Origin of the sequence: Cupriavidus sp. SHE (assembly GCF_000812445.1) — a bacterium.
GTDB lineage: Bacteria > Pseudomonadota > Gammaproteobacteria > Burkholderiales > Burkholderiaceae > Cupriavidus > Cupriavidus metallidurans.
Map to the genome: position 1 here is coordinate 1 of NZ_JWMB01000044.1, position 13,246 is coordinate 13,246.

A 13,246-nucleotide genomic window follows, 5' to 3' on the forward strand; every position below is an offset into this window, starting at 1 on the left:
GGACCGCCGATGATTATGAAAACCTGCTGCCGTGGAAGATGGGACTGCCTGTGCGGTCCTGATCTGCTCGATGGGCGCTGATTCTCGACCGCTTACGATTGAGGCACTGCCACCCGGGCTATACGAAATGATGCTACCCGGCCAAGGAGCAGACGGAGACAGGCAGACGATTCGCGCCACGTTTGAACCGCGCCGCGTCGAGGATATTCAGTTCTCGTATCCACGCGCTGAGTTTGAGCGCGTTCGCGCAGTCTCGGAATTCAATGAGACGTTATATGAGCAGCTTGTCAGTCCATACGTTCGTGCGACCGCGACTCCTTGGGGAGCGGAGTGGCTAAAGTGGGCGCATCCCATGCGCTGGACCTGCTATGCCTGGTCGGGGCGGTTCCAGCCGTGGCTGTCTCCGCTATCCGCCATAGCCGAGGAGGTCACGTCGGCCCGGGCAGTTGCTCCGTCAGACAATATGTGGCGCTCTCTTGAGCAAGCTATGAGCGGTATGGTGACCGGAGCATTGCAGGCAACTCGTTCGGCCCGCGATGCAACGGCTGAGATGGCATTCCTCTGGCTCTATGGACAGCCATGGTTGCCCGTTCCCGCTCATCGAGACAATCCGACGCAGTGTGCCGAAAAATGCTGTCAGTAGTAGGAGAGCTCCCAAGCCAGCCACGACGCGGCATGCTACTTTGCGGCCGCTCGCGGCGCTATTGGACGATTACGGTCCCTCTCTCGCCAGCATCATAATGACCCGGCATCAGGCAGGCGAAGGAGACTGTACCGAACTTTGTGAACTCCCAGATAATCTCACCGGACTTTCCTGCATCGACTGTGATGCCGCTAGGGGATACAAGCTCCTTTCCGGGGGCCCGCATCCTCGTGTGATAGAGCTCCAGCAACTGGCTTTCGGTTCCCAGGACCATCTCGTGCTTCACGCTGCCAGAGTTCTTCACAATGAAGCGGATTGTTTCGCCTCTTTTCACGGTAATCGTTGGTGGAGTGAAGCGCAGACCATCGCCCACTTCGAGCGTAACAGTGCGACTGACCTTGCTTGAGTCGCCGGGCTTCCCGATTGCTGTCACGCCTCCACCACCGTGACCATGGCTATGTTGCCATTCCGCGTCGCCGCCAGCAGCCAATGCGCCCCAGGATAAAACCAGAACGACCAGAAAGCCGACCAATCTGTGGATTATTGCGAATTTCATCGAGCTACTCCTTCGCGAGGCACCAAGCAAGAATGCGGCGCGTTCACTCGACCTCGCACGGTCGCGGGCACATATTAGAAGGTATAAGGGCCCATTCCGATGTACATCATACTTTTGTATTTCGAAGTCGCAATGCGTTAGAAACTACGGAGACGGAACTCAGGCTCATTGCGAGTGCAGCAATCATCGGTGAAAGAAGCAGGCCCGTAGCGCTGTAGAGAACCCCGGCCGCCAGTGGTACGCCCAAGGCGTTGTAGACGAAGGCGAAGCCTAAGTTCTGCTTCATGTTGGCAATAGTCGCCGACGACAATTGACGCGCCCGGGCGATACCTCTGAGGTCCCCCTTCACAAGGGTGACTTGGGCGCTGTTCATCGCCACGTCCGTCCCGGTTCCCATTGCAATCCCGACATCCGCCTTGGCAAGCGCAGGTGCGTCATTAATGCCATCACCCGCCATCGCCACGACCCGGCCTTCCGCCTGAAACTTGCTTACGAGTGCCAGCTTGTCTGCGGGCTTCACTTCACCGTGGAACTCGTCAATCCCCAGCTTCTCGGCAACGGCCTTTGCAGTCATCACGCCATCGCCTGTCGCCATCACTACGCGGATACCTTTGTCTTTCAGCTGTTGCAAGGCTTCGGGTGTCGTAGCCTTGACCGGGTCAGACACTGCCAGCAATCCGGCAAGCGTTCCGTCCACGGACAGGTACATGACGCTGGCACCTTGCGTGCGAAGTGCATCGCCAGCTTCGCGGAGGTTCGACGTAGCGACGCCTTCTGACTCCATCAGCGCGGTGTTTCCCAATGCAAGCTTCTTGCCTGCGACGGTGCCCCGCACGCCAATCCCTGTGCTAGATTCAAAGCTCTCCGCCTTATCGAGCACCAATCCTTGCCGACGAGCGGCTTCCACAATCGTGGCGGCTAAAGGGTGCTCGCTGCCTTGGTCGAGACTAGCGGCAAGTCGAAGGACTTCCTGTTCCGAAAAGCCATTGGTGCCCATGCTGCGTTCGAAGCTCGGCTTACCTTCAGTGAGCGTGCCAGTCTTGTCAACAATGAGAGTATCCACTTTGCGGAGATTCTCGATGGCAGCGGCGTCCCGGAATAAGACTCCAGAAGAAGCACCCTTCCCGCTGGCAACCATGATTGACATGGGGGTCGCGAGCCCGAGCGCACATGGGCAGGCGATGATAAGGACTGCCACCGCATTGATAAGCCCGTAGACCCAGCTTGGCTCCGGCCCAAATATGCCCCACGCAAAAAACGTCAGCAGGGCAATGGCAACCACCGCGACAACGAAGACGCCGGCTACCTTGTCTGCCATCCGCTGCATCGGTGCCTTGGAGCGTTGGGCTTGTGCAACCATCTGGACAATCTGCGCCAGGACTGTTTGAGAGCCGACCTTTTCGGATTCGATGACCAGGCTGCCAGCGGAATTCATGGTGGCCCCGATGACACGGTCACCCACACGCTTGGTTACCGGGATGGGCTCGCCGGTAATCATTGACTCGTCCAGGGAGCTCGTACCCTCGATGACGATGCCATCGACCGGTACCTTCTCGCCGGGACGCACGCGCAAACGGTCGCCAACATGTACGTGACTCAATGGGATGTCCGCCTCGCTCCCGTCTGCATTGATACGACGCGCCGTTTTTGGGGCCAGACCAAGTAGAGACTTGATTGCCGCCGACGTTTGGGACCGTGCTCGAAGCTCAAGCACCTGCCCAATCAAGGTCAGCGAAATGATGACTGCGGCAGCCTCGAAGTAGACGCCAATGCGGCCGTGCGCTGTGAACGTTTCGGGAAAGACGCCAGGCGCGACAGTCGCAATGACGCTGTACAGATAGGCAGCGCCAGTACCAAGACCGATGAGGGTCCACATATTGGGGCTGCGATGGATGAAGGACTGAACGCAGCGTTCGAAAAACGGGTACCCTGACCAGAGAACTACCGGCGTGGAAAGGACCAGCTCGACCCAGCTCTGGGCAGACGCTTCCATCCAACCGAGGCGGTGCCCAAACATTGCGAGGACGAACACGACAGCCGTCAGTGGCAGTGTCCACCAGAAGCGTCGGCTGAGGTCAGTGAGTTCAGGATTTTCCTCCTCGTTCAGCTCTGGAATGATGGGCTCCAGAGTCATGCCGCACTTCGGGCAGTTTCCAGGGTGGTCCTGCCGGATTTCCGGATGCATCGGGCACGTGTAGATTGTGCCCTCTGGGGTCGATGGTGGAGTCTCGTCGATGACCGGAATTGTGTACTTCTGCGGCGCAGCCGTGAATTTCGTCTCGCAGTTCTCGCTGCAGAAATGGTAGGTCGTCCCGTGGTACTCGGCCTTGAAGCGGCTGTCGCTACTGACCTTCATGCCACATACTGGGTCCTTCTCCGTCCCACCACCGTCATGAGGGTCACCATGATGATGGTCATGTACATGACCATTTTCGTGCGAGTGGCTTTCGGGACGAGTGGGCTCATGCTTTTGAGCCAGTGGGGGGCTATTTCTGTTCATTCAACGCACACTCCGTTCTATGTGAGCATTCGATGTGGTCGTCGGCCGGCCACGCGTGACTCATTTTCATACAACAATATGTAGAAATGACATCGTACTGATGAACCACTATACGCTTTAGTCTCTCTGGCCTTTCGGCTTCGCGATCTGCACTTGCCTTGATTGAAGTCATATGCTGCACCTTCCAATACGGGGAAGGTCAACCCCCAGAGTGGGTGGAAATCCCACTCGCAACGCCTTGAGAATTCGTGGTACTACATTTTCTGGATTCTAGACACGAGCTTCCATGACAGACCTTACGAGAACACTTATCGAACGATGGAAGGTTGATAAGAACGGGACGTATCAGAGTTGGTTTCTGTGGCCCGAGCGCCTGAAGAACTTCCGGTCAATCCGTCGTGGCATCGGCGCGGTGGTCAACGAGATACAGGCGGGAACATTTGGCAATGCTTATCGCGGCTCCTCACTGGAAACGGTCGTTTCCTCCATTGCTGAACAACGACAGATGTTCAAAGGGGCAGACCACGCTTTCTTGTGGAAGCCGAAGCTGCGCATTCCTGACATCTACGAGAACGCGGACAATCAGCGGGCCTTTGCGAACCTTCTCCACGCCTGCGACTGCTGCGACACAGAGCAAGAAGTGGTTCAAGCCATTCAGCAGCTGAGTCAGCATGGCATCAAAGGCCTGGGGCCTGCTGCGGCAAACCTTCTGTACTTTATCCACCCTACGCTGGTCGTGCCCTTCAATACCGCCATCGTCAATGGCTATAATGCGCTAACGGGCTCGAGCGTGAAGCTGGGTAAGTGGGACCATTACCTGGCCATGCGAGAAGGCGTTCTCGTCCTGAACGCAAGGTACCGCGACCTGCTTTCTAATGATCTGGGCGCGATTGCTGGTTTGCTGTTCGACCTCGGCATGGCGCGCTATCCGGTACCTCCGAGGGAGGGGGATTCAGCGACTGTGGCAGCTTGGGAGACGGACCTCGCCAAAGTGCGCGAGGAGGCCGCATCCTTTGCCAGGCAGATTCAAGCAAACCGGACTGAAGACGCGACACACACCGAAGTTCAGGGTTGGCTGCGAGACCTTGGCAAGGCGTTGGGCTTTTCAGTATGGGTGGCGACCAATGACCGGAGTCGCCCATTTAACGGTGGTGCCTTGGGAGATGGTTGCTTGTCCTCGATCCCCGCATCGCTATTGGTGGCCGGAGCCGACACGGTTCCGCTTATCGACGTTGTTTGGCTAAATGCAACTTCGCTCGAGGTCGAAGCGGCGTTCGAGGTAGAGCATACGACTTCCATTTATTCCGGTATCGTCCGCCTTCTCGACTTGGCATTAGGCTCGGACCAATCTGCGAAAAAACACCTGTTTCTTGTCGCACCGGATGCACGTGAAGCTGATGTAAGAGCCCAGCTTTCTCGTCCGGCATTTAGTCGAGTATCCGAGCTCGGTATCCGATACGTGCCCTACACCAGCCTGACGGAGCACAGAGAAAACATGGCCCGATTTGGTGCTGGTATCAAACCAATCGAAGCTATTGCCAAGACCCTCTGAGCGGCCATAAGGCCTGCGGTTCAAATAGGAATCGTTCGCAACACTAAACTTCTATCGGCAATCAAAATACCACTTGACCCTCCCACTGTGAGAGGGTCAGGCATCGTCTGAGCGGGGTTACTATCGACTCATCATGCCGCCGCTGGTCATCCCCATGTGGTCCACCATCGTCTGCATCATCTCCTGCATCAATTCCATGTGTTGGACCATCATGTCGTGGTGCATGCCCATGTGCTCAGACATGTCTCCGTGGCCCATGCCCATGCCACCCTGCATTCCGCCTTTCATCTGAGCCGCGTGCATGGTCCGCAACATCGCCATGCTCTCTTGCATAACCTTGACTTGCTCTGCCATCAGCGCCTGACGTTCCTCTGGCGTCTTGGCTCTCGAAAGTCGCTCGTGCAAGGCCCGCAGATGTGCAATTTGGGTGTCCACGGCTGCATCCCTTTGCCCGTTCTTCAAATTTTGCGCTGTTGCGGCTGCTGCCTGACCGTGGCTGTGGTCGTGTTCCGCACCGCCTTGCTGTGGGCCTGCTGAAAACGCTAGCGGCGTCCAGGCGAGTGTAGAAAGCGCCACGACAATGGGGGCCAGCCGATTCTTGTGCATGATGTCGTCCCTTTGCTGAGTGTTCAGGATGCGCAATAGTGCGCATTTGCCAGTCTAGGCCGCAGATGTTGAGGGCGCCTTGATAAGGATCAGTCTTGTCATTTCAACTGAGAGGCCGCCGTAACTATCTGCTGTTTCAAGGTCCGCAAAATGGGAGCAAGCCCGATCCGACTATAGCGTGGCACACACACAGCGTAGCTGCAGAGATAAGCCTGATTATCCCTGTACTATCATTTCGGTACGGAACTCGCTTTCGTCGAAATGCCCCGTCACCCGCCCACGCCGGAAGGCTTCCCGGACACCGCGGCCCTTGCGGCCCTGCGCGCCTGGTATGAAGGCGCCTCGTCGCGGCAGGCGGCCGAGCGCTACCTGCGCGATCGGCTCGGTCCTGGCCATTCGGCCCGCGGCGTCATCGGCCAGGTGCGCCGGCAGTTGGCCACGTTTTCCCTCCACCGGGAACGCCCCGACCTGGCCGCGCTGTTCCAGTGTCCCGCGAGCCTTCGCACCCGTCATGCCAGGGCAGTCACGCAAGCCCTCGAGCTGCTGCGCGCGATGCCGGTCCCGACGCCGCAGATCAGCGACGATATCGCGCGGTGGCTGCCGGCGCGCGCCGTCCGAGCCTTGTATGCGGCCGGTATCCGCACCCTCGCAGATCTCACGGTGCGCATCCCGCGCCGCCGGCAATGGTGGACCGCCATCCCGAGGCTCGGCCCCGCCAGCGGGCACCAGATCGAAGCCTTCTTCGCCCGGCACCCGGCGCTGACCGAGCGGGCGCGTGCCTTGATCATCGCGGAGTCACCGTCCATGGTCATGCCTTGGGAACAACTTCAGTTGCCCCATAAGGTTGACGGCTCGGCCGGCGCCTTCCGCGCGCCGACGGCGAGCTGCATTCTGGGCGTGGACAATGACCGGCACGTCACTGCGCGATTGCCCCGTCTGCGCTAAGGGCCGCATGGTCCGCATCGAAGGCGGTGTGCCTGGCATCCTCCCACGGGCTCCACCTGATCCCAGTCATGGACACTGACCGGCATCAGCACCAGGCCCCAGCACGTTGGTCTTCTCCATGCGGCCAACGCGAACCGACTCGTGCTTTGCCGTTCTCGCACCATCACAATGCCGCGAAACTGTGCGCTATCTGCCCGCTGACCCTCGTATTCCCGCTGGCTTTGCGCGACTGGCTCTGTCAGACTGCCCGCTTCCGGCGTGCGATGGCCACGCGCCGGGTGTCGCGAATTACCGCGCCGTTCATTCAATGCCCATAGAAACGAACGCCTGTGGAGCGGTTTAGCACAAACGATTTTTTATTTACCGCTCGCGGAGCAATCTCACCGGTTCGACTCATGCATCTGAGGCCGCGACCGCTAAACAAAAAACCCTCTGCATTATCAAGATGCGGATATGCGGCACTGAGTCGATCTTTCTCGTTCATACAACCGATTCGGCAGAAGGCGTTTAGTCGAGGATTATGTAGTCGTCCGGAACCGTAAGATTTTTCCGGCGTCCACCGGCATCAAATGAAACGACAGTTCTTTTGCCTAATCCATGGAAAAGCACGCTGACATTATCGAATCGCTTGTAATCTGGCAATTTCGGAGATAAGTCCGACACATTTTGCTCCGGCAACAGAAAGGCATAGGGAGATTTCACGTAGACCGTCGCGTGATCCTTCCTGATATTAGCCATACTCATACCAATTTCCAGGAGCTGTCCGGATACACCGCCATAGAAAAGCGGTGCAAACAGGATAAATGCGAGTATCCCCATCTGCGTTCGTCTGATATGCGAGGGATCCCCTAGAGCGCCGACGTTATCTTTTTGGTCGGTGTGAACCTGCGACCTATGAATTTCGTCAATACTTTTTAGCTTTTTCCCGGCAGACAAGAACGCCGAGTAGAGCATATACAATATTAGGGAGAGCAGCGGAAGACTCCAGTACGCGAAGGCGTCTTTTCGCCCTAGGGCGGCGATTAGCACAATCGCCAGCAGCGCGCAAAGCACGCTACCAAAATTGAACTTCACCCATTCAAATTGCGGCGCGATGGGCCTTGTTCGATGCCTGTTGACAGCCTTCATCGCGCTGTTAAAAATAGGCAAAATAACAGGGGAGCACGCTATTCCCAACGATATTAAGCTATAAATATAGAAAAGATATATAAATCCAAACGACGCCGCGATGAATATTAGTAGCACGCCATCACCGATCGTCAGGTCTTGAGGAAAATGTCCAATCCTCATGGAATATAGCGCCACGCAAATTCCACCTATGAGGATGCCAACCTTCGTCAGGGCAGATATGATCTTAAGAAAACTATCCAGATTTTCCCCAGATAGTGGCTCGGGAAACTTCATTATTCTTCTCCGTATAGGACGCATACCGAATCCCACGTCGCGAATTGGGGTGCCAGGGCTCGCCCATGTGGCGGCGTCTCAGTCAGTTTTGCCATATCTCGGCAACAGTCCTGGTGACCGGCCTTCGATATGATTCCGCAGGCTGCGGCCATTTTCAGGCAGCATTTCGCGCACATCAGCGTCTTGCATATTCCATGCACAAGCCAACTGACTCGCTACATCACTTGCCTGCCACGGCATGAGGGCCTGCCCCTGCACCTTCGCAAACGGCCCGTCGCTTTCCGTCACAACGCGCGCTACAGGCAACGACGCCGCGATGCGCCTGCCGTTTGCAGTGCGTAGCATGGCTGGCCCCACGCTAAACCAGCAGCCCAGCTCTATTGCACGCCTCAATTGATGGAGTGAATCGCTATACCAGTGCAAAACCGCAGTACCGTAGGATGGATGCCGCTCGAGCGTGTCGAGCACCTCTTTTGCTGCGTTCCTCGAATGGATACTTAGGACTCTTCCCCCTAGCTCGCTACAGCGAGCCACCGTTTTCTCGAAGACATCCTGTTGGACCGAAAAGTGCTCCCGATATCGCGGGGAGCCATCCAGTCCGATTTCGCCGACGGCTGACACGCCCTGCAACTGCTGAAGTAGCATGGATAGTTCACCGTGGCGCTGGTGTGCGATTTCGGGATGCAGGCCGGGCGAGATGAAGATGGTTGGGACGGGCGGCAGTACGCGAGATGAGGCGATGAAGGCCTTAGGGCTGGTGGTGACCAACCAGACGAATTCACATCGACGGGCAGCCTCCGCATAGACCTCCAACGCAGAAGGATAGAGATCGATGTGACAGTGGAAGTCCATCAGAGAACGCCGTCTTGCTTCAGCAACGCGGCAAGTTCGGACAATGCACGTCCGGCAACGTCGCGATAGTTGGCCCTGTCGCCTTGACCGGCAAAAGACAGGGTCGCGCCAAGAAATGCGTCAATCCCGTTTCTTTCCGTTGCGAGAACAGCGCACGCAACCGCCATCGGGTCATCGGCCGCGGACTTCTCCGACTGCTGAAGGTTCGCAAATTTGTATGGCGTACCGTCAGGCCGGCCCCAACGCAAGAATGCCGCGCGTCGAACCATGCAGGGGACGCAGCGTCCACAGTGCGTCCGATTGTAGGTGCGGAAGCGCCCGCAGCTTGTGGAGTCCGACGCGAAGCGCGCGAGCAGCGTTTGGTCGAGGCACTCCCGCATCATCTCGCCTTTCGTTTTGAAGCGATACGGCATTGACAGAACGGCCGGAACCCCCACCGCGTTTAGCAGCAATTGCAGTTGCTCCATGAATAGCGGGTGCGTTGTCCGCGTGCTGAGACTTGCCATACGTCCCGGCAACAGCGGTGGGTTGACGCTAATAAATCCGTTTTCCGGAACCAGAATCTCTGCGGGTGCGGGTGTGGTCAGTAGCGAAGTGGCCAGCACGGCAAGTGCGTAAAACCCCATCGACCGTGCGCGGGTTGACGGCTCGCGCGGCGCGATGGGATCGATGCGATGACTCCACTGCTGGTGCCACGCAGCGCCTCCCAGCGCGGCCGCGTAGGTTCGCTGACGCTCGGAGTCTTCATAGGCAAGCTGCGATACGAAGATCGGACGGCGTTTGTTGGCGATGGCGTCTATGCCACCAATTAGACTGTCCAGGCCACCCGAGAGCAAGGCAACGCAGTCCCGGTCGCAAATACTCCGTTGAGCCTGCGGCGCCTCGGGACCATCTGGCAAGAAGCTAACCGACCAAAAATCTCCAGTAAGGATGCGCAACATCCCCTCAATCAGGGGCCGCTGGGCGTTCCACCGATCCGGATCGAGGAGCGTGACTGAAAGCTCGATCTGGCGAGTCCAACCATCGGGGCTGGTATTGCGAGGCACTGCGATGTCGGCCGCGCAGACGGCGAATCCGAACAAGACAAAATCCCAGATCGGCGTTGAGGGCGCATACCCCTCCCGCTCGAGTTCCGGCATCCAACCGTTCGCAATTCGATCACTCCCCGCGATATCGGATCCCTGGAAGTATGTGAATACGCGACTCCCAGCCGGGACAGTGCGCGGGCGCGCCTCGAAGCTCGTACAAATGACTTTCATTCTGCCGTCCCAAATACGAACATTGCATCCGCCATGGCCTTCGCAGAGACTTCGCGCATCGACCGCGGTCTCTGATCTCCCCGCGCACCCTTCATCGCCTCGGCCACCACGCCTGTCACGTAGTCGAGCACTTGCCCCAGTCGCTCATGAACCAGCTTTGCCGAGTACTTGAGCTTCTCGAAAACCCGTCCCAACTCCAGCTGAATCCGGTTGTACACATCATTGGCGATCGTGTACGTCATCACATCTGCAATCTGATCGTCCGTTAGATTGAAAATGTCGACGTTGGGATCTGTGTCGTAGAGCTTAATGATGGCCTGATCCATTGCGTGCTTCGCGGATTCCTCATCAATACTGCCGCCGACGGGGAGCAGTCGCTCCGCCACTTCGAGGGCAATGTCCGCTGCGGACAGGCCCCGTTGCTGAATCGACGCCACCCAGGCGTCAATGCCCGGGTCCCCTCCCGTACGTGCCGCCGACAGAAGGCCACCCAGGGCCGCCGCTGCCGTCACCGTAGCCTGCATGCGTGAGGCGGCCCGTTTCGATCCTCCCATGCCCTTGTTCACCAGACGGTTGATTCCTCTTCGCAGGTCAGCGCTGCCGCCGCTGGTCACAAATGAAGACAGCGCGCGCCGAGCTTCGCCATATCGTCCGCGCGGCGCGACATGACTGCCAGCCGGTTGCACAACCTCTGCCTCCGCGCCGTTGTCTTCGGCATTCTGGGCATCATCATCAGGTTGGGGCGGTACGGGCGCCAGTGACGCGTCAGATTGCGACGTATCAATGCCTTGTTCGACGTCTTCGAGCCAAGGCGGGTCGAATGGGCTGCCGCTCGGCGCGCCAGCGCTAGAAGTTGAAGTGCCCATCAGTTTTTCCGTGCCGCGCGTATCGCGCGTTTTACCGGTTCGCTCGCCTGGCTGTCCGTCGCCCAGCCGCTTACCACGTCGCTCGCCCAAGGCGCACTCACGACGCGCTGGACCAGACCAGGACTGATTTGCGCGGTGGGAGCTTCCACAAGCAGCGCGGCGGCGCGCGCCCCGGCAGCCGGGTAGACCTCGCAGACCGCCGTCAACATCAACACTTCCTCAGATTTGGTCCAGTCGCGGGAGGCGCGACGGGCTTCCCACGCGCGAGTCATAGCGAGAACGGCTTGCGTTTCGCCGGCGGCTTGTATATCTGCGGTGAGTTGTTTGCTCGTGACACGAGCAGCCGCCAGCGCTTCCTGAAGTACCTTACCTTCGCTGGTCAACTCATCGTGTCCAAAGTCGCGTACGGTGCTGTCCCGGCTTAAATGCACCACCGGTCGCAGGTCCATGTCTCCCAGCGCGGGCTGCAGCAATAGCCACTCGCGAGCAAATGGCTTGTCACCAAATACCTCGGGAAGCGCGCGCTCGACGTCCTTTGCCAGTTCTTCCGCTTGCGCAATGGCCCCCACCTTCCCATCGCTATCCGCGGAAACCATTTCAGCCAGCGCGTTGGCGAGCGTTTCATCGCAACGCTCAAGAAGATGCCACTTCGCCAACACGGGCAGGTCCACTTCGATTCCCTGTGGTTTGGCCATTGCCTGACGAAGAAAGACGGTGTTAAGAAATCGCTTGACCAAACGAGGGTTCGATTGCACCGCGCTCGAGGAAAATAGCAAGGGCGACAGCCGTTCGGCAAGTCCCATAAGCGACTGCAATTCGGCGTCCGCTTGCGGAGCAAGGCTTTCCAAGAAGCTGAGGTCCACTCGCTTGCCCTTCCAGGTTTCCCGAAGGCGCTCCTCCACCCGCTTTTTCGCGATTTCGAATTGTACGTCGTCGATAGTGCCCCCGCGATGAGCCCGTTCAAGGAACAGCAACGCTGCATAGGCCTTCGTTTCGTTCGGACCCAGGCGCGGCACGCGCAGCGGGACCTGGATAAGCTTGTCGAAGTAGTTGGTAACGACGTCGTCCGCCAAGCCAGTTCCGGTGAAGTGCACGCGCACCGCACCTCGAATAAAGACGTCATCGGCGGCCACCACAAAAGCGCTGCCCTTCAGGAACAGCAGCAGCCGGATGGCTTCCAGGGTCGCGATCGCGGTTTTGGGCAAACAACGGTCCAGATCATCCACGAACACCACGAGGGTCACACCCAGCTCACTGAGCAACTCCTCCAGGTCATCCCTGAACCCTTGGATTTCCTTGGGCAGCGAGCGGGGCTTCGCCTCGTCGATCAGGCCTTTGGTCGCTTCCGGCACGCCTTTGACTGCGTCAATCACTTCTGAGGGGGAACCCTTTTGCAGGGCACTCAGGCCGAGGTCAAAGGCCTTGCTCAGAAGTCCGACGGGCACGCCTGTGACTACTGTCGCAGCCACCTCGCCCCCGAGTTGGGCCAAGCGCAACAGGTTGATCCGTTTGACGAACGCTATGGCTTTATCAGTCAGCGTCTGAGAGCCCTCGGCCTGTTTCAGTACTGCGTCGCCGACCGTCTGCAGTAACGCTGTACGGGCGTCCTCGAATCCCTGATACAGCCACGGATTGAACGTCACCACGACGTACGGCTCCCGCCCGCCTTGGCCCGATGCGGTCGAACTCTTCGGCACCAACTCGGTTTCGATCATTCGGACAAGCGAGGATTTCCCAGTCCCCCACCCGCCCGAAACGCCGATGGAGATCGGCTGACCATCCGAATCCTTGATCAAGTCCGCGCAGACCTTCGCCACCAGCTTGAAGTTGACGTAATCGACCGTCGTCTCGTTGTCATGCCACATCGCTGCCCAGCATTGATATGCCCCTCGTCTGATCGTTTTTCTGTCGCCCCGGTCTGTTAATGCCACACCGCTTTTTCGGAGATCACGGAAGTGCAATTTAGGCGTTCGCCCCAGCGGCAGGTTTGACATGGGCTCGTTGGTCGGAATTGTGCCCCGTCCTGCCCGAAATGAAACTCCCGCTAAAGGAGTGCCTGGAAG

General features: G+C 58.3%; 10 protein-coding genes and 1 pseudogene. 3 read left to right on the top strand and 8 right to left on the bottom strand.

Going from position 1 to position 13,246, the window contains the following annotated elements:
- The first annotated feature begins 70 nt into the window (after positions 1 to 70).
- Positions 71 to 643 carry a DUF3141 domain-containing protein gene (locus tag RN01_RS33220; RefSeq protein ID WP_082019918.1) on the top strand — a complete coding sequence of 191 codons (573 nt, stop codon included), beginning with the start codon at positions 71 to 73 and terminating at the stop codon, positions 641 to 643.
- Between the two features lie 58 nt (positions 644 to 701).
- On the opposite strand, the gene RN01_RS21315 is transcribed toward RN01_RS33220, so the two are convergent.
- On the bottom strand, positions 702 to 1,199 hold the full coding sequence (locus RN01_RS21315; RefSeq protein ID WP_008648258.1) for a plastocyanin/azurin family copper-binding protein: 498 nt from the start codon (positions 1,197 to 1,199) through the stop codon (positions 702 to 704).
- A gap of 106 nt (positions 1,200 to 1,305) precedes the next feature.
- Positions 1,306 to 3,699, bottom strand: coding sequence for a heavy metal translocating P-type ATPase (locus tag RN01_RS21320; protein ID WP_029309052.1), 2,394 nt, complete (start codon positions 3,697 to 3,699; stop codon positions 1,306 to 1,308).
- 286 nt (positions 3,700 to 3,985) lie between these two features.
- Here RN01_RS21320 and RN01_RS21325 point away from each other — a divergent pair, with 286 nt between their 5' ends.
- Complete coding sequence (locus RN01_RS21325; RefSeq protein ID WP_008648262.1) at positions 3,986 to 5,251, top strand: hypothetical protein; 1,266 nt, start codon at positions 3,986 to 3,988, stop codon at positions 5,249 to 5,251.
- Positions 5,252 to 5,371: 120 nt separating this feature from the next.
- On the opposite strand, the gene RN01_RS21330 is transcribed toward RN01_RS21325, so the two are convergent.
- Positions 5,372 to 5,857 carry a hypothetical protein gene (locus RN01_RS21330; protein WP_152415026.1) on the bottom strand — a complete coding sequence of 162 codons (486 nt, stop codon included), beginning with the start codon at positions 5,855 to 5,857 and terminating at the stop codon, positions 5,372 to 5,374.
- Between the two features lie 261 nt (positions 5,858 to 6,118).
- On the opposite strand from RN01_RS21330, the pseudogene RN01_RS21335 reads away from it, so the two are divergent.
- Positions 6,119 to 6,766 (top strand): annotated as a pseudogene (locus tag RN01_RS21335) (phage integrase family protein); the annotation flags it as partial.
- A 543-nt stretch (positions 6,767 to 7,309) separates the two neighbouring features.
- On the opposite strand, the gene RN01_RS21340 reads toward RN01_RS21335, so the two are convergent.
- From RN01_RS21340 to RN01_RS21360, 5 genes are all read right to left on the bottom strand, one after another.
- On the bottom strand, positions 7,310 to 8,206 hold the full coding sequence (locus RN01_RS21340; protein WP_008648268.1) for a hypothetical protein: 897 nt from the start codon (positions 8,204 to 8,206) through the stop codon (positions 7,310 to 7,312).
- A 78-nt stretch (positions 8,207 to 8,284) separates the two neighbouring features.
- Positions 8,285 to 9,058: a Qat anti-phage system TatD family nuclease QatD gene (gene qatD / locus RN01_RS21345; RefSeq protein WP_008648270.1), complete on the bottom strand. Its 774-nt coding sequence runs from the start codon at positions 9,056 to 9,058 to the stop codon at positions 8,285 to 8,287.
- The gene (gene qatC / locus RN01_RS21350) at positions 9,058 to 10,197 is read right to left on the bottom strand and encodes a Qat anti-phage system QueC-like protein QatC (protein WP_008648272.1); all 1,140 of its coding nucleotides are present in this window, start codon (positions 10,195 to 10,197) and stop codon (positions 9,058 to 9,060) included. The genes qatD and qatC overlap by 1 nt, the downstream gene beginning before the upstream one ends.
- Positions 10,198 to 10,313: 116 nt before the next feature.
- The gene (gene qatB / locus RN01_RS21355) at positions 10,314 to 11,183 is read right to left on the bottom strand and encodes a Qat anti-phage system associated protein QatB (RefSeq protein ID WP_008648274.1); all 870 of its coding nucleotides are present in this window, start codon (positions 11,181 to 11,183) and stop codon (positions 10,314 to 10,316) included.
- Entirely contained in the window at positions 11,183 to 13,177 is a 1,995-nt protein-coding gene (locus tag RN01_RS21360; protein ID WP_231582289.1) for a P-loop NTPase fold protein, read from the bottom strand. The genes qatB and RN01_RS21360 overlap by 1 nt, the downstream gene beginning before the upstream one ends.
- Between the last annotated feature and the right edge of the window lie 69 nt (positions 13,178 to 13,246).

Coding starts and splice junctions, on each gene's coding strand:
- RN01_RS33220 (WP_082019918.1), top strand. CDS start 71: ATGGGCGCTGATTCTCGACCGCTTACGATTGAGGCACTGCCACCCGGG.
- RN01_RS21315 (WP_008648258.1), bottom strand. CDS start 1,199: ATGAAATTCGCAATAATCCACAGATTGGTCGGCTTTCTGGTCGTTCTG.
- RN01_RS21320 (WP_029309052.1), bottom strand. CDS start 3,699: ATGAACAGAAATAGCCCCCCACTGGCTCAAAAGCATGAGCCCACTCGT.
- RN01_RS21325 (WP_008648262.1), top strand. CDS start 3,986: ATGACAGACCTTACGAGAACACTTATCGAACGATGGAAGGTTGATAAG.
- RN01_RS21330 (WP_152415026.1), bottom strand. CDS start 5,857: ATGCACAAGAATCGGCTGGCCCCCATTGTCGTGGCGCTTTCTACACTC.
- RN01_RS21340 (WP_008648268.1), bottom strand. CDS start 8,206: ATGAAGTTTCCCGAGCCACTATCTGGGGAAAATCTGGATAGTTTTCTT.
- qatD (WP_008648270.1), bottom strand. CDS start 9,058: ATGGACTTCCACTGTCACATCGATCTCTATCCTTCTGCGTTGGAGGTC.
- qatC (WP_008648272.1), bottom strand. CDS start 10,197: ATGCCGGAACTCGAGCGGGAGGGGTATGCGCCCTCAACGCCGATCTGG.
- qatB (WP_008648274.1), bottom strand. CDS start 11,183: ATGGGCACTTCAACTTCTAGCGCTGGCGCGCCGAGCGGCAGCCCATTC.
- RN01_RS21360 (WP_231582289.1), bottom strand. CDS start 13,177: ATGTCAAACCTGCCGCTGGGGCGAACGCCTAAATTGCACTTCCGTGAT.